This is a genomic window from Streptomyces sp. JB150 (genome assembly GCF_011193355.1).
Lineage (GTDB): Bacteria > Actinomycetota > Actinomycetes > Streptomycetales > Streptomycetaceae > Streptomyces.
The window spans coordinates 1,099,582-1,117,994 of the sequence record NZ_CP049780.1; the positions used below are offsets into that span (position 1 = coordinate 1,099,582).

Below are 18,413 nucleotides of genomic sequence, written 5' to 3' on the forward strand. Positions count from 1 at the left end.
CTCGGGCTTTCCTCCGGGCGCTTCCCTTCGGTCTTGCGTTTCCGACTCTATCAGGCTTTTTCCGTCTCTCTGACCACCCTCCTGCAGGCATGCAGAAGGAGACCCCGAGATAGGATCTGACAAGTTGGGTTCCACCGGGCGAGGACGCCTTGGTCGCGTCGCTCAGCCCCAAGCAGGAGTACGACTGTACACGGGGCCGTCGAGCGGGTGCAAATCCCTGAAGGAGGTGGTCTAGACCTCTATTCAGGAGCTATCGTGCGGAACCGCCACTTCCTGTGACATACGCTGCTGATCAGTGCGTCGTCCGGGACAGGCAGTGACGGCCCATACATCTCCACCCCTGGGAGGCTTCCCATGACCACCGTGACGTCCCCGTTGTCAGGACGCGCCATCGGACTGGCGGCTGTGCCGGATCCGGTCTTCTCCGGGGCCATGGTCGGCCCTGGTACCGCCATCGATCCCGTGCGTGAGCCCTCCGAGGCGGTCGCGCCCGTCGACGGCGTCATCGTCTCCCTCCACCCGCACGCCTTCGTGGTCGTCGACCCGGACGGACACGGCGTGCTCACCCATCTCGGCATCGACACCGTGCAGCTCAACGGCGAGGGCTTCGAGCTGCTGGTGAACAAGGGCGACACCGTGACGCGCGGACAGGCCGTCGTGCGGTGGAACCCCGCCGCCGTCGAGGCCGCCGGCAAGTCCCCGGTGTGCCCCGTCGTGGCGCTGGAGGCCACCGTCGAGGCGCTCTCCGAGCTCCGCGAGGACGGCGAGGTCAAGGTCGGCGACGGTCTCTTCGTCTGGAAGTGACGTCACTGCCGTCCTAGGGCGGCCTGGTAGGACAACCACCGCGGCGGCGGGGCCCGCCGCACGTATCGGAGACGGGTGAGATGGAGACAACGCTGCGAGGCGTCGGCGTGAGCCACGGTGTGGCGATCGGCCAGGTTCGGCACATGGGGACGGCGGTGCTCGAACCGCCCGCCAAGCAGATCCCGGCCGAGGAGGCGGAGCGTGAGCAGGGGCGCGCCCGCAAGGCCGTGGAGGCTGTGGCGGCCGACCTGATCGCGCGCGGCAATCTGGCGGGCGGCGAGGCCCAGGCGGTGCTCGAGGCGCAGGCCATGATGGCGCAGGACCCCGAGCTGATCGCGGACGTCGACCGGCGGATCGTCGTGGGCAGCACGGCCGAGCGGGCCGTGTACGACGCGTTCGCCGCGTACCGGGATCTGCTGGCCGGTGCCGGTGAGTACCTGGCGGGCCGGGTCGCGGACCTCGACGATGTGCGGAATCGTATCGTCGCCCGGCTGCTGGGCGTTCCGATGCCGGGTGTGCCGGACAGCGACGAGCCCTATGTGCTGGTGGCGCGTGATCTGGCGCCGGCGGACACGGCGCTGCTCGATCCGGCGCTGGTGCTCGGGTTCGTGACCGAGGAGGGCGGGCCGACCAGCCACAGCGCGATCCTGGCCCGGGCGCTCGGTGTGCCGGCCGTGGTGGCGCTGCCGGGCGCCGGCGAGCTGGCCGAGGGAACGGTCGTCGCGGTGGACGGCAGCACCGGCGAGGTCTTCGTCGACCCGAGCGAGGAGAAGAAGGCGGCGCTGGAGGCGGCGGCCGCCGAGCGCAAGGCCGCGCTGGCCGCGTCGTCCGGTCCTGGTGCCACGTCCGACGGTCACAAGGTGCCGCTGCTCGCCAACATCGGCGGGATCGCGGACGTGGCCGCGGCGGTGGAGGCTGGTGCGGAGGGGGTCGGTCTGTTCCGGACCGAGTTCCTGTTCCTGGACGACAACAAGAAGGCTCCTTCGGAGGAGAAGCAGGTCGAGGCCTACCGGCAGGTGCTCGAGGCGTTCCCCGAGGGCCGGGTCGTGGTGCGGGTGCTGGACGCCGGGGCGGACAAGCCGCTCGACTTCCTGACGCCGGCCGACGAGCCGAACCCGGCGCTGGGTGTGCGGGGTCTGCGGACGCTGCTGGACCACCCCGAGGTGCTGCGCACCCAGTTGTCGGCGCTGGCGAAGGCCGCCGAGGGTCTGCCGGTCTACCTCGAGGTCATGGCGCCGATGGTGGCGGACCGTACGGACGCGAAGGCGTTCGCCGACGCGTGCCGGGCGGCGGGGCTGCGGGCGAAGTTCGGGGCGATGGTGGAGATCCCGTCGGCCGCGCTGCGGGCGCGGGCGATCCTCCAGGAGGTCGAGTTCCTGTCCCTGGGCACGAACGACCTCGCTCAGTACACCTTCGCCGCGGACCGGCAGGTGGGTGCGGTGTCCCGGTTGCAGGACCCGTGGCAGCCGGCGCTGCTCGACCTGGTGGCGATGGCGGCCGAGGCCGCCAAGGCCGAGGGCAAGAGCTGTGGTGTCTGTGGTGAGGCGGCGTCCGACCCGCTGCTCGCCTGTGTGCTGACCGGTCTGGGGGTCACCTCGCTCTCCATGGGTGCGGCGTCGATTCCTTATGTCCGGGCGGCGCTGGCGAAGTACACACTGGCGCAGTGCGAGCGTGCCGCGGCGGCCGCGCGGGCGGCGGACACGGCCGAGGACGCGCGCAACGCCGCTCAGGCGGTGCTGTCCGGCGAGTGATCCGGAAGTCCGGCCGAGGCTGTGGCCAGGGGCGCTCCACCGTCGGGTGGGGCGCCCCTGGCGCGTTCAGTGCCGGTGGGGTGGCGGTGCGTCGTCGCCGAGGTCGGGCGGCGCGCAGTAGTCGACGCCCGACTCGGGTGAGATCAGGTCGCCGGATTCGACGTCGGTGCAGTACGCGTCGAAGACCTCTCCGGCGGTGAGGGCTTCGAGTCCGTTGCCGCGCAGGCGCCAGCCGTAGACGCGGTCGGAGGTGCCGGGGGCGCTGGTGCGCATGACGAGGCCGCCGGGGCTGCGGGTGGCGATGCCGAGGGCGAGGACCGTGGTGAATTCGAGGGCTTCGGACTCGTCGAGCTCGGTGGCGCCGTCGTGGTCGTCGGCGTGCAGGACGGCGACGAGGGTCTCGGGGGTCGCCGAGACGCTGCACACGAGGTGGCGGTGGCCCGGTGGGGCCGTGTCGAGGATGCGGACGAGGAGGGCGGAGGCGCGGGTGAAGGCAGCGCGTCCGAGGTCCTCGCCGCAGGTGGCGCAGGTGCCGGCGCGGGCCAGCAGCGTCGACGCGTAGTCCCAGGTGGCCTGGCGGACGGCCGCCTCGACCAGTTCGGGGACGAGGTCGGTGAGGGGCCGGCCGTCGTAGGGGATGCTGGGGCCTTCGGCGGCCAGTTCGGCGGTGAAGCGGCTGCGGCTGGCCGGGGCGTCGGGGTCGAGGCCGGTGGCGGCGCAGTAGTCGGCGTATTCCTGCGGGTCGAAGAGGGCGACCGTGGTGTGGGTGCCCTGGGCGGCTCGGTTCTTGAGCAGGGCTTCGACCTGCTGGAGGTAGGTCCGGTGGTCGTCGAAGGTGAAGCTGCGGTAGCGCCGCATGGCGCGGAAGTCGTGCTCGTCGGTGAGCAGGCCGATGGTGCCGGCGATCTCGCGGTGCAGGACGCGCCGCATGGTCAGGTTGTCGGTGTGCGCCATTGTTTCCCCCTGTGCGCGCAGTCGATCAGTGCTCACTCACCGTAACGGGTGGCACTGACAACGGCGTCCGAGCGGCCTCGGCCGGCGCCGCGGGGTGCGGGTCCGGGGCCGCTCGGCGGGGTGGGCGCCGGGTGCGGTCAGGCGCGTTCGCGGGCCAGGTCCTCGTAGAAGTGGAGCAGGTCGAGGTTGTCGACGGAACCGGGGTTGACGGCTTTGTCGAGGGGGGTGCCCTGAAGGAGGCGCTTGACGGGAACCTCGATGCGTTTGCCGGTGAGGGTGTGCGGGACGCCGGGCACTTCGATGATCTCGTCGGGGACGTGGCGCGGTGAGAGCTGTTCGCGGATGGTCCGCTTGACGCGGTCGCGGAGGGCGTCGTCGAGGACGGCGCCGGGGGCAAGGTGGACGAACAGGGGCATCCAGTAGCCGCCGTCGGGCTGTTCGATGCCGATGACGAGGGATTCCCTGATCTCCGGAAGGCGTTCGACGGCTTCGTAGATGTCGGCCGAGCCCATGCGCACGCCCTGCCGGTTGAGGGTCGAGTCGGAGCGGCCGTGGATGACGACGGAGCCGCGGGAGGTGACGGTGATCCAGTCGCCGTGGCGCCAGACGCCGGGGTAGGTGTCGAAGTAGCTGTCGTGGTAGCGGCTGCCGTCGGGGTCGTTCCAGAAGTAGATCGGCATGGACGGCATGGGGTTGGTGACCACGAGTTCGCCGACCTCGTCGGTCAGGGGTTTGCCGCTCGGGTCCCAGGACTGCAGGTCGGTGCCGAGGCCGGGGGCCTGGAGTTCGCCGACGTACACGGGGAGGGTGGGGACGGCTCCGGCGAAGCAGGAGCACACGTCGGTGCCGCCGCTGACGGAGGCGATCCAGAGGTCGTCGCGGACCTCGTCGTGCAGCCAGCGGAAGCCGTCGGGCGGCAGGGGGGAGCCGGTGGTGGCGACGCAGCGCACGGCGGACAGGTCGTAGTCCCGCGCGGGGTGGACGTCCGCCTTGCGGCAGGCCATGACGTAGGCGGCGGAGGTGCCGTAGAGGGTGGCCCCGGTGCGTTCGGCGATGCGCCACTGGGCACCGGTGTCGGGGTGTCCGGGGCTGCCGTCGTAGAGGACGATCGTGGTGCCGGTGAGGAGGCCGGAGACGAGGAAGTTCCACATCATCCAGCCGGTCGAGGTGTACCAGAAGAAGCGGTCCCCGGGGCCGAGGTCGCAGTGCAGGCCGAGCTGTTTGAGGTGCTCGACGAGGATGCCGCCCTGGGACTGGACGATCGGCTTGGGCAGGCCCGTGGTGCCCGAGGAGTACAGGACCCACAGGGGGTGGTCGAAGGGGACCTGCTCGAATGCGGGCTCGACGTCCGCGCTGGTGAGGGCCGGCCACTCCAGGGTTCCCTCGGGTGCCCCGGTGCCGAGGAGGGGGATGTGGACGACCGCGCGGAGGCTGGGCAGCTCGCGGCGCAGTTCGGCGACGGTGTCGCGGCGGTCGTGTTCCTTGCCGCCGTAGCGGTAGCCGTCGACGGTGAACAGGACGACGGGTTCGACCTGCTGAAAGCGGTCGAGGACGCTGCGGGCGCCGAAGTCGGGGGCGCAGGAGGTCCACACGCCGCCGACCGCGGCGGTGGCCAGGAGGGCGACGACGGCTTCGGGGATGTTGGGGAGGTAGCCGCTGACGCGGTCGCCGGGGCGGACGCCGAGGGCGCGCAGTTCCGCGGCCAGGGAGCCGACCTGGCGGCGCAGCTCGGACCAGGTCACCGCGCGGGGCTCGTGTGTCTCGTCGACGCAGAGGAGGGCCGGTTCGTCCGCGCGGGTCGCGCTCGCGCGCAGGGCGTGTTCGGCGTAGTTCAGGGTGGCTCCGGGGAACCACTGGGCGCCGGGCATGGCGCGGTCGCCGAGCACGCGCGCGTAGAGGGTGGAGAAGCGGACATCGAACCATTCGGTGACGGCTTTCCAGAAGGTGTCCAGCTCGTCGACGGACCAGCGGTGCAGTGCGGCGTATCCGCCCTCGGCGGGGGCGCCGTGGTGTTCGGCGGCCCAGGCCTGGAACCTGGTGATCTGTGCCTGGGCGATGCGTTCCGGATCGGGCTGCCAGAGCGGCTGGGGGTTCACGGTCGACATGGGCGGCTCCCGGACTGTGCGCGTCGTGTGCGTCCTCCGCGCACGGGCTGGGGTGTGCGCGTGACGCGGCTGACACGGACGATGCCATGTGATCGACTTCAGCACCAGGGTCCGCCCCACATAGTCCGTGTCGTGAAGATGTGGTCCTGGCACGGGTGAACGGCAGTTGAACGCGACGCGCCGACCGTCCGGACAGTGGCAGGGTGAGCAGCATGGACGGTCGTGACCTGGTGCGTTCGGTGAAGGCGGTCGGTTCCGTGGGGGCGGCGCAGGGGTTGCGTATCGTGCGGGCGGCGTGGCGCAGGAGGCGCGCGGACGCCGCGGGGCTGCCGCCGCGGGGTGCGGAGCGGGCGCGGGTGCCCGGTGTCCTGGAGTGCGCGGAGCCCGGGCCGGGTGGCGGCACGCTGCGGTTCAGCCGGTCGGAGCTGCGGGTGACCGTCACGGTGAGCGGGGCGGTCTTCTGGGGGTGGGACGGGGCCGGTCCCGAGCCGTCGTACGCGCTCGCGGGGCGGTGTCCGGAGCCGGATCCGCGGGCGGTGCTGGAGCCCGACAAGGACGGCGGCTGGCGGGTGGTGGCCGAGCGGATGACGGTCGTGGTGTCGCGGCAGGGGGCGATCGAGGTCCGTACGCCCGGTGGGGTGACCCTGCGCCGCGATCTGCCGCCGCGCTGGTGGGAGCCGGCCGGTGGGGGCACCGCGCGGTGGCGGCAGCGGTCGGAGGTGCCGGCGGACGCGCGGTTCTTCGGGCTGGGCGGACGGGCGTGCGGGCCCCGGCTGCGGGACGGCGCCTACCGGCTGTGGAACACCGACCCGGGGCGGCCCTTCGGGCCCGGGGACGATCCGCTGTACATCACGATGCCGGTGCACCTGGTGGTGGCCGACGCGGGCACGCATCTGGTGTTCCACGACACCACGTGGGACGGGACGGTGCTGCTGCGCGAGGGCGAGGAGGGCGCGGGTTCGGGGCACGACCGCGGCGGGATGTGCGAGCTGCGGATGGACGGGGGGCCGCTGCGCTGCTGGGTGGTGGTGGGGTCCCCCTCGCGCGTGCTGCTCGGCTGGGCGTCGCTGACGGGGGCGCCCGCGCTGCCGCCGGTCTGGGCGCTGGGCCATCACCACGCACGGTGGGGTTTCGGCAGCGAGCAGGAGGTGCGGCGGATCGTCGCGGGCTACCAGGAGCGCGGTCTGCCGCTGGACGCGGTCCATCTGGCCACCGATCACCACGAGGAGCACCGGGTCTTCACCGTCGATCCCGATCGCTTCCCGAAGCTGCCGCAGCTCGCCGAGGACCTGCGGCGGGACGGGATACGGCTGGTGTCGGTCGTGGGCGCGGCGGTGCAGGCGGAGCCGGGGGACGCCGTGTACGACAGCGGGACGGCCGGGGACGCGTTCGTGCGGGACGCGTCGGGGCGGCTCGTGCGGGGTGTCGGGTGGCCCGGCGAGACGGTGTTCCCGGATTTCACGGACGCGCGGGTGCGGCGGTGGTGGGGCCGACAGTACGAGGAGCGGCTGGCGCAGGGTTTCTCCGGGTTCTGGCATGACATGAACGAGCCGACGTCGTTCGCGGCGTTCGGGGAGACGACGCTGCCGCGGTCGGCCCGGCACTCCCTGGAGGGGCGTGGGGGCGATCACCGGGAGGCGCACAACGTGTACGGGCTGGGCATGGCGCGGGCGGGCTACGAAGGGCTGGCCGGGCCGGCGCCGGGGCAGCGGCCGTTCGTGTTCTCTCGTTCGGGCTGGGTGGGCATGCAGCGTTACGGCGGTGCCTGGTCGGGTGGCGTGGCGACGGGCTGGCCGGGGCTGCGGGCGTCGCTGTCGCTGGTCATGGGGCTCGGTCTGTGCGGGGTGCCGTACTCGGGGCCGGACGTGGGCGGCTACGACGGCCGTCCTTCGCCGGAGCTGTATCTGCGCTGGTTCCAGCTCGCCGCGTACCTGCCGCTGTTCCGCACGCATGCCGGGCCGGAGGCGGGGCGCAGGGAGCCGTGGGAGTTCGGCACGCAGGTGCTGGAGTACGCGCGCGTGGCGCTGCTGGAGCGGCGGCGGCTGCTGCCGTACTTCGTGACGCTGGCGCATCTGGCCCGGCGTACGGGGGCTCCCTATGTGCGGCCGTTGTGGTGGGCGGCGCCGGAGGACCGGGCGCTGCGGGACTGTGAGGACGCCTTCCTGCTGGGCGACTGTCTGCTGGTGGCGCCGGTGCTGCAGCCGGGCACGGAGCGGCGGGTGGTGCGGCTGCCGCGCGGGCGGTGGTACGACACGGCGACGGAGCGGGCGTACGAGGGTCCGGGGCGGGTGCTGGTGGATGCGCCCCTGTCACGGATTCCGGTGTTCGCGCGCGCGGGTGCGGTGATTCCCGTCCGCGGGGACGACGGCGGCCTGGAGCTGGAGGTGTGGGCTCCCGCGCGGGGCCGGACCGGGCGTGGCCTGGTGGTGCGGGATGCCGGGGACGGCTGGGAGGAGGCGGAGATCGAGCGGTACACGTCCCGCCGGGCGGGCCGGCGGGTGGTGGTCGAGCGGTCCGGTGAGGGCGGCGGGGCGGAGCCGCCGTGCTCGGTGCGGGTGCGGGGGCTGGGCGCGGAGTGAGTCGGTAGGGCCAGGCGGCGGGGACAGCCGTGGGGCGGTGTCCGGCGGGGACAGGCGCGGCTGCGGCGGATTCGGCTGCGGTGCCCGGCTACGGTCGATCGGCTGCGGGGGATCGGCTGCGGTGTCCGGGGGGTGGCCCGGTTGCGGTGTCCGGGGGGTGGCCCGGTTGCGGTGTCCGGGGGTGGCCGGGTGCGGTCGGCCCGGCGGCCTCAGATGTAGCGGCCCTCGAACCAGCCGCGGACGGCGAGCGTGTGCAGGGGGAAGGCCAGTTCCTGCGGTCTGCGCAGGAGGTGCCAGCCCTCCGTCTCGTCGGTGGGGGCGGAGGCCGGGAGTCCGTCGGCGGGGCGTTCCGGCAGGAGGCCGAAGAGCAACAGGTGGCCGTCGGGGGAGCTCATCGCGTCGGCGAGGCGTACGTCGCGGGCCGCGGCGTCGATGCCGGTCTCCTCCGCGAGTTCCCGCACGACGGCCTGGCGCCAGTCCTCGCGGTCGTTGACGAAGCCGCCGGGCAGGGCGATGCCTCCGCGCGCGGGGGCCACGGTTCGGGTGATGACGACGAGGGCGGTGCCCTGGGTGTCGTACACGGGCTGGAGGGCCACCGCGACCGGCAGGGGGTTGCGGTAGGCCACGGTGCCGCAGGAGGGGCAGGTGCGGGGCCAGCCGGAGGCGCCCACTCCGTAAGGTGCGCCGCAGCTCGAACAGTGCGAGCCGGGGCCGGTGTGGGAGTACAGGGATTCGGACACGGCGCGGACTGTATCCGATCGCGGAGAGGGCGCCGACGGGGGGCGGCGTTCAGCGGGCGTGGGCGAGGACCGCGCGGAGACGGGGAAGTCGAAGTAGGTGTCCGGGTGGGGCTCGGGCTTGTAGGTGAAGTGCCACCACTCCTCGGGGAGGTTGTCGAATCCGAGGTCTTCGAGGGTGTGCTTCAGCAGCAGGCGGTTGGCGCGCTGCTCGCCCTGGACGCGCGGGTCGAGGGTGTGGGAGAGGGTGTCGAAGCAGTCGTAACCGGTGCCCATGTCGACGGAGTTGTCGGGGAAGCGCTCGTCCTGGGGGGCGTGGCAGGGCACGAGCGGCTGTCCGGGCACGTACGGCCTGGTCGGCTTCGCGGGGAGTTCGACGAGGGTCAGGTCGACGGTGGAGCCGCGGCTGTGGCCGGATTTCTCGGCGATGTAACCGTCCGCGAACAGGCGGGTCTTGTCGACGTTCGGGTAGAACTCGGCCTTCATGGCCTGGTCGTCGAGGTCCTTGGCCCAGCGGACGAAGTGGTCCACCGCGCGCTGCGGCCGGTAGCAGTCGTAGACCTTGAGGCTGTAGCCCCGGCGGAGCAGCGTGGACTGGGCCCGGTGGAGGGCTTCGGCGGCGGGGCGGGTGAGGATGCACAGGGGCTGCCGGTAGCCGTCGATGCGCTCGCCGACGAAGTTGTGGCGGGTGAAGTAGCGCATCTCCTGGATGATCGTCGGGTCGACGGTGCGCAGTGCCACGAAGTCGTCCGGTGCGATGGGCTCGGTCGTCGCCCGGGCGGGGGCGGGGGCGGTCGTGAGGGCCAGGAGGGCGGCGGCCGCGGTGATCAGGCCGTGGGCCGCGCGGGTGAGTCGTCGTGTCATGTCCTGCATCTATCAGGGGCGGGTCGCGTGGGGGAAGCGACCGGAGGGGCGGCAGGCCGTGCGTACGCTGTGTGACCGGCTGGGAATGCTGCGTGAACGTCTCATGAACTGCGCCGGGGCGGGTGTGCGGGCGGCGCCATCATGCTCCCGTGCACTCCTGGTCGGACACGCTCCGCTTCGCTTTCCAGCCGGTGGTCAATCTGTCCACCGGCGGGATCGCGGCGCAGGAGGTCCTCGCCCGCCCGGAAACCGGTGACGTGCTGGCCGAGGCCCGCCGGGATCCCGAACTCGACGGCCGGCTGGCCGCGTCGGCGGTGCGGGCCGCGGTGCGTCACGAGACGCTGCTGCCGCTGCACGTCAACGTGTTCGCCGGGACGCTCGCGGATCTCGGCGGGCTCGGCCCGCTGCACGACGCGGTGCGCGCGGCGGGACGGCTGCCGGGCGAGGTGACCGTCGACATCGGCCCGCCGTACACCCATGTGCCGCAGCGCGGCCTGCTGGACGCCGTGGCCGCCCTGCGGGGGCTCGGCTTCCGGATCAGCGCGGACGGTGTGGGGGACGGCGACCTGCCGCTTCGGCTGCTCGCGGATCTGGCGCCCGACCTGGTGAAGCTGGACGCGTCGCTGCTGGCCCGGCCGGCCGCCGTGCGGGCCATGCGGACGCTGTGCGACGAGCTGGGAGCGCTGCTGGCCGTCGAGGGGGTGGAGACCGAGGCGCAGTGCGCGGCCGCGCTGTCGGCCGGGGCGCAGCTGGCGCAGGGCACGCTGTTCGCCCCGCCGACCAGGCTGCCCGCGGCCGGAGTGTACGTTCCGGCCCGCTCCCCCGCCGTCGAGGGCGGGGCGCGCACCGGCCCGTCGGTACGGCAGTTCGTACGGCCGGCGGCGCTGCTGCCCGACACCGCGTCGGCGTCCGAGGTGCGGTCGCTGCTGACCGGGTCGCCGGACGTGTCCGGGGTGCTGCTCGTGGACCGCGACGGCCTGCCGGTCCGCTCGGTGCACCGGTCCCGGTTCCTGCTGTCCATGTCGGGGCGGTACGGGCACGCGCTGTACGCCGACCGGCCGGCGGCGCGGCTGGGCGATCCGCCGCGCACGGTGGGTGTCGAGGCCACCGCGTGGGAGGTGCTGGACGTGGTGGCGGACGGCGAGCGGGACCGGACGTCGGACGACGTGGCGGTCGTCGACGGGTACGGGCGGTGCGTGGGGGTCGTACGGCTGGCGGATCTGGTGCGGGCGCTGGCGGAGTCGCGGGTGGAGGAGGCGGCCGGGCTCAATCCGCTGACGCGGCTGCCGGGTTCGGACGCGATCACCGCCGAGGTGGACCGGTGGATCGCGGACGGGCGGGAGTTCGCGCTGAGCTGGCTGGATGTCGACCACTTCAAGCAGGTGAACGACGGGGCCGGGTTCGCGGCAGGGGACGAGCTGATCCGGTCGGTGGGGTGGGCGCTGCAGCGCGCGGCGTCGGGCAGTACCCGCGTGGGGCACATCGGCGGGGACGACTTCCTGGTGCTGAGCGAGCCGGAAGCCCTCGGTCCGCTCGCCGCGTCGGTGCTCGACAGCCCGTGGTCGGCGGGCGGACGGCCGGTGACCCTGTCGCTGGCCACGGTCGTGTGCGGGCCCGGCGGTGTGGGCGATCACCGGCAGGCGGCGGCCTGTCTTGCGCCGCTGAAGAAGGCCGCGAAGGCGTTGAGCGGGGCGAGTTGGGTGTTGGGGCGGGCGGGGGTGCCGGGGCATCGGGTGCTGCGGGGTGTGGAGGGGATGCCTGGGGAGGCGGAGCGTCGGGAGGCGGGTGCGGAAACCGGTGCCGGTGCGGAAGCGGCGCGTCGGGAGGCGGGTGCGGAGGCCGGCGCGGGTGCGGAGGCGGGGAGTGGGGTGCCCGCGTGGTGGGGTGCCGGTGCGCGAACGGGAGTACCGCGACGGGCGCAGGGCCGTGGAGAAGGGCCTCGGGTGGGGGGGCGGGGCGCCTAAGCGTGCGCGCGCGGGGTAGCCGGGACTGCGGCCCGTACCTCAGTCGGCGGAGGTACGGGCCGTTCCGGAGCTGTGGCCGACCTCAGGTCGCGACCGCCTGACGGCGGTCCGCGGCCTGGGCCATGGCGTGCTGGACGACGCCGACGAGGACGTCCTTGACCGATTCGCGGTCGCGGGCGTCGCACAGCACGAGGGGAACGTGGTCGTCCAGGTCGAGGGCCCTGCGGACCTCGTCGGCCGGGTAACGGACTTCCCCCTCGAAGCAGTTGACGCCGACCAGGAAGGGGATGGCGCGCCGCTCGAAGTAGTCGATGGCGGCGAAGCAGTCCTCCAGGCGGCGGGTGTCGGCGAGGACGACGGCGCCGAGCGCACCCTCGGACAGCTCGTCCCACATGAACCAGAACCGCTCCTGGCCGGGCGTTCCGAAGAGGTAGAGGACCAGGTCCTCGCGGAGGGTGATGCGGCCGAAGTCCATGGCGACGGTGGTGGTGTGCTTGCCCTCGACGCCGGTGGTGTCGTCGACCGGGCGGCTGACCTCGGTGAGCGGTTCCTCGGTGCGCAGCGGTCTGATCTCGCTGACCGCGCCGACGAGGGTGGTCTTGCCCACGCCGAAGCCGCCGGCCACGAGGATCTTGAGCGTGACGGGCTCGACCGGGGGCTTGCCGCGTTCAGAACGCCCGAAGATCATCGGTCTCTACTCCTGCTCGATGGGGGGGGTGAGTGGGCGGTGGGCCCGCTGTTCACGTGCCCGGTTCACAGTGCCCGGAGGCCGTTGATCACGTCGCGCAGAATACTTTCGTCCGGGAGTTCGGCCGGTGGCACCGGCCGGGTCACATGGACGAACTCCGCGTCCACGAGATCGCCGATGAGCACCCGTACCACGCCGATGGGCAGGTCGAGTTCGGCGGCGAGTTCGGCGACCGACTGCGGTGTGTCACGGCACAGTCCGACGATGCGCACGTGTTCCGGGGACAGCGTCGGGTCGGTCTCCGGGTCGCCCGCGTCGGGCTCCGTGACGACCACCGCGATCACGTCGAGGCGGTGCTGGGCCGCGTGGCTGGTGCGGCCGCGCGTCATGGCGTAGGGGCGCACGACCGGTCCTGCCTCGTCGTCGAACCAGTGGCTTCCTGCCTGTCCGTCTGCGCTCATGCCATCCCACTACCCGCCGGCGGGCAGGTCGGTGCGCGGAGCGGTGCCCAGATGCACCCCGACCCGCTTCACGAGGAGCGTCATCTCGTAGGCGACCTGGCCGATGTCGGAATCGGCGTCGGACAGGACGGCGAGGCAGCTGCCGTCGCCGGCGGCCGTGACGAACAGGAAGGCGTCGTCCAGTTCGACCACCGTCTGCCGGACGCTGCCCGCCTCGAAGTGGCGGCCGACGCCCTTGGCCAGGCTGTGGAAGCCGGAGGCCACGGCGGCCAGGTGCTCGCTGTCCTCGCGGGTCAGGTCCTTGGAGGCCCCGGTGGGCAGTCCGTCGCCGGACAGCACGACGGCCTTGCGGATGCTCGCCACGCGGTCCACCAGTTCGTCGAGCAGCCAGTTCAGCTCGCCTGACTTGCCGGTCGTGGCGTGGTCGGTCGCCTTCGGTGCGGTCATCGACCGTCCCCCTTAGTCGTTCGGTGTGGTGCCGTGGAGCTGTGGGCGTCGTCGCCCGCGGCGTTCTCCTCGCGGCCGCGCCGCCAGCCTCGCTGGAGGGAGGCCATACGGTTGCGGACCTCGTCGGCGTCCCGTTCCCCGGGTGCCGCGCGGTCGTCGGTACGGTGCGCCGGTCCCTGCCGCAGCTGCGGCGCGAGGCTGGCCTGCCGCACGCGGCGGGGCAGCGGGCCGGAGCCGGGATCGGTTCCGGGGTGAGTGCCGGCTCCGGGGTCGGTGCCGGCGCCGGGTCCGCGGTCGGTACCGGTTCCGGTGCCGGGGCCGGGCGCGCGGTCCGGGCTTTCGGTGCGGCCCCGCAGGGCGCGCAGTGAGGTCGTCGCGCGGTCGCTCGGGTGGGAGGCCCCGCTGTCACGGGAGTCCGCGTTCTCGCGGTTCTCCCGGTGGGCCGGTGCGGTGGTGCCGCGGCCGAGCGGGGAGCTGCCGCGGCGGCGGGTCGGGAGCGGCGTCGCGCGGTCCGGGTCGGCCGGGCGCGGGGCGGGGCCCTCCGGCGGTTCCTCGTCCGGGCCGGCGCGGCGGGTGCGCTGCTCGGTGACCGGGCGCCCGTGGGAGCTGACCAGCTTGGGTGTACGGCGGCGGGGCAGTGGGACGGGCGCGTCGAGGTGGTCGTCCTCGTCGGTGCCGTCGCCCGCGGACGCGTCGCGGGTGCGGGAGGCTCCGTGCTGACGTGGGCCGGGGCGTCCCGGTGTGTCCTCGTCGGCGGCGAGGAGCGAGCGGCGGGGGCGGAACAGGCCGCCGCGGTCGGTGTCCTCGCCGTCGAGCACGCCGGGGAAGTCGTCGATGGCATCGATCGCGTCGATGGTGCCCATGGCGTCGAGGGCGTCGAGGTCGACGGGGGCCTCCAGCTCGACCGGCCCGTCGAGCAGCGCGGGGGGCAGGCCGGGGACCTTCACGGGCGCCTTGGAGAGCGCGGCCCGGCGGCCGCCGGCCTCGGTGTCCTTGGCGGGCCGCGGCCGGTCGAGGCGAAAACCGATGCCGTTGGTGTCCGGGACGTCGTCCGTCAGCAGGGTGTCGGGGATGAAGACGACGGCGGTGGTGCCGCCGTACGGGGACGGCTGGAGGGAGACCCGGACGTTCTGCCGCTGCGCGAGCCGGCTGACCACGAACAGGCCGAGCCGGTCGGTGTCGGACAGCTCGAACTCCGGGGTCTCGGCGAGCCGGAGGTTGGCTTCGAGGAGCGCGTCGGCCGCCATGCCGAGGCCGCGGTCGTGGATCTCCAGGGTGAAGCCGTTGGCGACCCGCTCCCCCACGACCTGGACGGCGGTGTGCGGCGGGGAGAAGACGGTGGCGTTTTCCAGGAGTTCGGCCACGAGGTGGGTGAGGTCGGCGACGGCCGGGCCGGTGACGGCGATCCGCGGCAGTCTGCGGACCTCGATGCGCTCGTAGTCCTCGACCTCGGCGACGGCGGCCCGTACGACGTCCATGAGCTGGATCGGCTTGCGCCACTGCCGGGACGGGGCCGCGCCGGAGAGGATCACCAGGCCCTCGGCGTGCCGGCGCATCCGCGTGGTGAGGTGGTCGAGACGGAAGAGGTCGGCCAGTTCCTCGGTGTCCTCGGTGCGGCGTTCCATGGTGTCGAGGAGCGTGAGCTGCTTGTGCAGCAGGACCTGGCTGCGGCGGGCGAGGTTGACGAAGACCTCGGAGACCCCGGCGCGCAGTTCGGCCTGCTTGACGGCGGCTTCGACGGCGGCGCGCTGGAGGGTGTTGAGGGCCTGGCCGACTTCGCCGATCTCGTTCTTGTCGTACTCCAGGCGCGGCACCTCGGTCTCCACGTCGACCTGCTCGCCCGCGGAGAGCCGGCGCATCACGCTCGGCAGCCGCACGCCGGACGCCTCGTGGGCCTCCAGGCGGAGCTGGCGCAGGTCCCGGATCAGGCCGCGGCCGATGCGCACCGAGACCACGAGGGAGACGAGCAGGGCGGCGAGGCCGAGGGCGCCGGCGACGACGACCTTGACGATGACGCCGGTCGCGATCGGGCGGACGCGTTCCTGGTAGCGGTCGGCGGTCTCGTCGTCGAGGGTGCCGAGTTCGGCGAGGACGTCGCCGGCGGCGGTGTCCCAGGTCCGCGCGGTGACGCCGCTGGGGGTGCCGGACCTGGTGGCGACGGCGGCTTCCTCGGCGACTCGGAGGGGGGCGGTCTCGGCGTTCTTCCAGAACCGCTCGTAGCGGTCCCGGTCCGACGCCGGGAGCAGGGCCCGGTTGGCGTCGTAGAGCAGGGTGCGCTGGGCGATGAGGTCGGAGATCCGGCGCACCTCGGTGCGGGAGAGCCGGCCGACGACCAGGGCGGAGCCGAGCAGGGCGTCCTCGCGGGAGAGGAGTTCGCGGGCGCGGGAGAGGTTGACGAGGGCGCGGTACTGGGTGTCCATCTCCACGTTGTCGACGACGTGGAGGTTGGCCAGCAGCGCGTAGCACGGGTCGACCAGGCGGTTGTACAGCTCGAAGGCCTGGGCGCGGTCGACGGTGCCGTCGGCGATGCTGCGGCGCAGGGACTCGATGCCGTCGAACGCCTCCAGGACGGCGGTCAGCCGCTCACCGTCGCTCGCGCCGAGGGCGTCCCGCACATCGGGGTCGCGGGCGTTCTTGCGGATCTCGGCCACGGCCGCGTCGGTGGCGGCCTGGCTGCGCCTGAGGGCGGCGAGGCCGTTGGAGGCGCGGGGATCGGCGAGGTAGACGAGGGCCTGGCGGCGCTCCTGCTGGAGTACGCGGACGGTGTCCTCGGTGGGGTAACCGATCTCCTCGACGAGGGACGACACACTGAACAGCCGGGCTGCCTCGCGCCCCGTGAGCACCGTGGCGAACGCCCAGATCGCCGTCAGGGACACCAACGGCACGAGCAGCAGTGCCACGATCTTCCGGCGGATGGACTTCCCGCGAAAGCGCATGGCCTCCCCCAGCTCGACCCCCACCGGCCGGGGGTACACATGTGCGTCAACAAACGGCGCGAGCCTACTACCGTCACACGGGGAACTCGAAGGGCGTTCCGGAGGGCGAACTTCCGTACTGGCCGCCCATCATGGGGAGTTGTCGGGTCATTGCGGGAGATTGCCTCCCCGATTCGGGCGGTGCGCCGAGGGCCGCACCCGATGGGTTCGACCGGACGATTGGCCGGATTTTTTCGGCGGCGGGGAATCTTCGCGGAGTGCCGTTCGTCCTTCATGGCAGGGAATGGGGGCGGAATCGGCCACAGGAGCCGCATCCCGCACCCGGGCGGCGTAAAACAGCGCAAGCCGGGCAGCCACACGGGGAGTCGGGTCTTCGGACCGAGGCGAGCGGATCTGCTGGGCGGTGGGGAGTGGACACGATGATGGGCACGGCGGAGCGGCAGGAGGCGCCCGTGGCGAGCGTGGCGGGTGCCCGCAGGTCCGACGACCCGGGCGGCGCTCAGGAACGGCCGTATTACCGGCCGTTGTGGGTCGAGGAGCCGGCGAAGCGGCGCCGGCTTCCCGATCCGGTGCGTACGGCGGCCGTGCGGGCGGTGCTCATCATCGCGGTGACGCTGATTCAGGCGATGGTGGCGTTCCTGTGCACTCTGGCCGGATCATGGCTGGCGTTCCCGATGGTGCTCAGCGGCGTGGCGAGCACGGTGGTGGCCACGTGGGCGGCGCTGGACGTGTGGGTGACGCGTCAAGTGTGGACCCAGCGCAACGGCGTGGTGTCGACGCCGAGCAGCACGGCACGCGCGCTGCGTCGCGAACGCCGCCGGGCGCGTCGGCAGGCTCGCGTCGCCGAGCGGAGGCAGGAGCGCATACGCCGGTCCGGCGGGGCGGAGCAGCTGTCGCATTCCTGAGGACGGCGGAGCGGGGACACCAGTCGGGATCCGGACGCTTCGGTAGCATGTTGTCTCGCATGGCGCATTGGCCGGCGCTGTGCGCAACAGAACCCACACGTCAGGCGGGACGACCGTCGCGTCCAGGGATTCCCGCAGAGGCGGCCCGAAGTGGCCGTCAGGCAGTAAGAGTCGAGTGATGGTCCGCACGCAGAGCCAGTCCGCGCCCGCCGGTGACAGCGCCTCGCCCGCAGCGAAGCGGGGCGGCCGGGGTGCCACCAGTGCCGTGCAGTCGGTGGATCGCGCCGTCAGCGTCCTGGAGATCCTGGCCCGGCTCGGGGAGGCGGGCGTCACGGAGATCGCCGAAGAGCTGGACGTGCACAAGTCCACCGCGTTCCGGCTGCTCGGCGTCCTGGAGAACCGCGGCCTGGTGGCGCAGGCGAAGGACCGCGGCAAGTACTACCTGGGAGCCGGTGTGCTGCGGCTGGCGGGTGCGGCGGCGGTCCGGCTGGACATCTCGCAGGAGGGCGTCCCGGTGTGCCGGGAGCTCGCCGACGAGCTGGGCGAGACCGTCAACATCGCGGTCCTCGACGACGACGCGGCCGTCAACATCATGCAGGCTCGCGGCACGGCGTCCGTGACCGCGCAGAACTGGCTCGGCCGGCGCACCCCGCTGCACGCCACGTCCAGCGGAAAGGTGCTGCTCGCGCACATGCCGCCGGCCCTGCGCGAGGGCCTGCTGGCCCGTCCGCTGCCCCGGTTCACCGAGCGCACGGTCACCGGCGCGTCCACGCTCCGCGGCGAGCTGGAGGCCGTGGTCCGGCAGGGCTACGGGATGACCGTCGAGGAGCTGGAGCTGGGACTCGCCGCCGTGGCCGCGCCGGTCCGGGCGCACGACGGCCAGGTGATCGCCGCGATCAGCGTCTCGGGGCCGGTCTACCGGCTGAACGCGGACCGGCTGCCGGAACTGGCCCAGCGCATGGTGGCGGCCGGCGCCGAGCTGTCGCGCCGTATGGGCTACGGCTTCTGAACCGCTCCACGGCTTCCAGAAGGGCCGGCCGCCGCAAGGGCTGAGCACTTCCGCGGCGACTGCTGGGCACTCCTCCGGCGACTGCCGAGAACTCCCTCGGCGACCGGCTGCGCACCCGCTGACGGCGTCGCTTCACAGGGCGCCTGTTTCAGCCGACGTGGACCGCCGGCGGATGACGGAACGGCCGATTCCGCGTCGGATCAGGCCTC

Annotated in this window: 13 protein-coding genes and 1 pseudogene; 6 read left to right on the plus strand and 8 right to left on the minus strand. The window is 73.1% G+C overall.

Going from position 1 to position 18,413, the window contains the following annotated elements; all coding sequences use genetic code 11:
* The first annotated feature begins 354 nt into the window (after nucleotides 1-354).
* Both G7Z13_RS05320 and ptsP read left to right on the plus strand, forming a co-directional pair.
* Nucleotides 355-804, plus strand: coding sequence for a PTS glucose transporter subunit IIA (locus tag G7Z13_RS05320; protein WP_165996515.1), 450 nt, complete (start codon nucleotides 355-357; stop codon nucleotides 802-804).
* An 80-nt stretch (nucleotides 805-884) separates the two neighbouring features.
* Nucleotides 885-2,555: a phosphoenolpyruvate--protein phosphotransferase gene (gene ptsP, locus G7Z13_RS05325; protein WP_165996517.1), complete on the plus strand. Its 1,671-nt coding sequence runs from the start codon at nucleotides 885-887 to the stop codon at nucleotides 2,553-2,555.
* Nucleotides 2,556-2,621: 66 nt separating this feature from the next.
* Here ptsP and G7Z13_RS05330 read toward each other — a convergent pair whose 3' ends face one another.
* Together G7Z13_RS05330 and G7Z13_RS05335 are read right to left on the minus strand one after the other, a co-directional pair.
* The gene (locus G7Z13_RS05330; RefSeq protein WP_165996519.1) at nucleotides 2,622-3,509 is read right to left on the minus strand and encodes a hypothetical protein; all 888 of its coding nucleotides are present in this window, start codon (nucleotides 3,507-3,509) and stop codon (nucleotides 2,622-2,624) included.
* A 137-nt stretch (nucleotides 3,510-3,646) separates the two neighbouring features.
* A complete protein-coding gene (locus tag G7Z13_RS05335) occupies nucleotides 3,647-5,614 on the minus strand; it encodes an acetoacetate--CoA ligase (protein WP_165996521.1) in 1,968 nt (655 codons plus the stop codon).
* A 212-nt stretch (nucleotides 5,615-5,826) separates the two neighbouring features.
* Between G7Z13_RS05335 and G7Z13_RS05340 the strand changes: the two genes are divergently transcribed.
* Entirely contained in the window at nucleotides 5,827-8,193 is a 2,367-nt protein-coding gene (locus tag G7Z13_RS05340; protein WP_165996523.1) for a glycoside hydrolase family 31 protein, read from the plus strand.
* Nucleotides 8,194-8,402: 209 nt separating this feature from the next.
* On the opposite strand, the gene G7Z13_RS34045 is transcribed toward G7Z13_RS05340, so the two are convergent.
* Together G7Z13_RS34045 and G7Z13_RS34050 are read right to left on the minus strand one after the other, a co-directional pair.
* Nucleotides 8,403-8,933: an NUDIX domain-containing protein gene (locus G7Z13_RS34045; RefSeq protein WP_166004669.1), complete on the minus strand. Its 531-nt coding sequence runs from the start codon at nucleotides 8,931-8,933 to the stop codon at nucleotides 8,403-8,405.
* Nucleotides 8,934-8,999: 66 nt separating this feature from the next.
* Nucleotides 9,000-9,794: pseudogene (locus tag G7Z13_RS34050) on the minus strand (M15 family metallopeptidase); the annotation flags it as partial.
* Between the two features lie 149 nt (nucleotides 9,795-9,943).
* Here G7Z13_RS34050 and G7Z13_RS05355 point away from each other — a divergent pair.
* Nucleotides 9,944-11,758 (plus strand): GGDEF domain-containing protein, encoded by a 1,815-nt coding sequence (locus tag G7Z13_RS05355; RefSeq protein WP_165996524.1) that lies wholly within the window; start codon nucleotides 9,944-9,946, stop codon nucleotides 11,756-11,758.
* An 82-nt stretch (nucleotides 11,759-11,840) separates the two neighbouring features.
* Here G7Z13_RS05355 and G7Z13_RS05360 read toward each other — a convergent pair whose 3' ends face one another.
* From G7Z13_RS05360 to G7Z13_RS05375, 4 genes are all read right to left on the minus strand, one after another.
* Complete coding sequence (locus G7Z13_RS05360) at nucleotides 11,841-12,446, minus strand: ATP/GTP-binding protein (protein WP_165996526.1); 606 nt, start codon at nucleotides 12,444-12,446, stop codon at nucleotides 11,841-11,843.
* Between the two features lie 65 nt (nucleotides 12,447-12,511).
* Complete coding sequence (locus G7Z13_RS05365; RefSeq protein WP_165996528.1) at nucleotides 12,512-12,907, minus strand: DUF742 domain-containing protein; 396 nt, start codon at nucleotides 12,905-12,907, stop codon at nucleotides 12,512-12,514.
* Nucleotides 12,908-12,916: 9 nt separating this feature from the next.
* Nucleotides 12,917-13,354 (minus strand): roadblock/LC7 domain-containing protein, encoded by a 438-nt coding sequence (locus tag G7Z13_RS05370; protein ID WP_165996531.1) that lies wholly within the window; start codon nucleotides 13,352-13,354, stop codon nucleotides 12,917-12,919.
* Nucleotides 13,351-16,290 carry a nitrate- and nitrite sensing domain-containing protein gene (locus G7Z13_RS05375; RefSeq protein ID WP_166004671.1) on the minus strand — a complete coding sequence of 980 codons (2,940 nt, stop codon included), beginning with the start codon at nucleotides 16,288-16,290 and terminating at the stop codon, nucleotides 13,351-13,353. Before G7Z13_RS05375 ends, G7Z13_RS05370 begins: the two co-directional genes overlap by 4 nt.
* A gap of 419 nt (nucleotides 16,291-16,709) precedes the next feature.
* Between G7Z13_RS05375 and G7Z13_RS05380 the strand changes: the two genes are divergently transcribed.
* Together G7Z13_RS05380 and G7Z13_RS05385 are read left to right on the plus strand one after the other, a co-directional pair.
* Nucleotides 16,710-17,195 carry a hypothetical protein gene (locus tag G7Z13_RS05380; protein ID WP_165996533.1) on the plus strand — a complete coding sequence of 162 codons (486 nt, stop codon included), beginning with the start codon at nucleotides 16,710-16,712 and terminating at the stop codon, nucleotides 17,193-17,195.
* Nucleotides 17,196-17,460: 265 nt separating this feature from the next.
* The gene (locus tag G7Z13_RS05385) at nucleotides 17,461-18,204 is read left to right on the plus strand and encodes an IclR family transcriptional regulator (protein ID WP_166004673.1); all 744 of its coding nucleotides are present in this window, start codon (nucleotides 17,461-17,463) and stop codon (nucleotides 18,202-18,204) included.
* Nucleotides 18,205-18,413 lie beyond the last annotated feature (209 nt).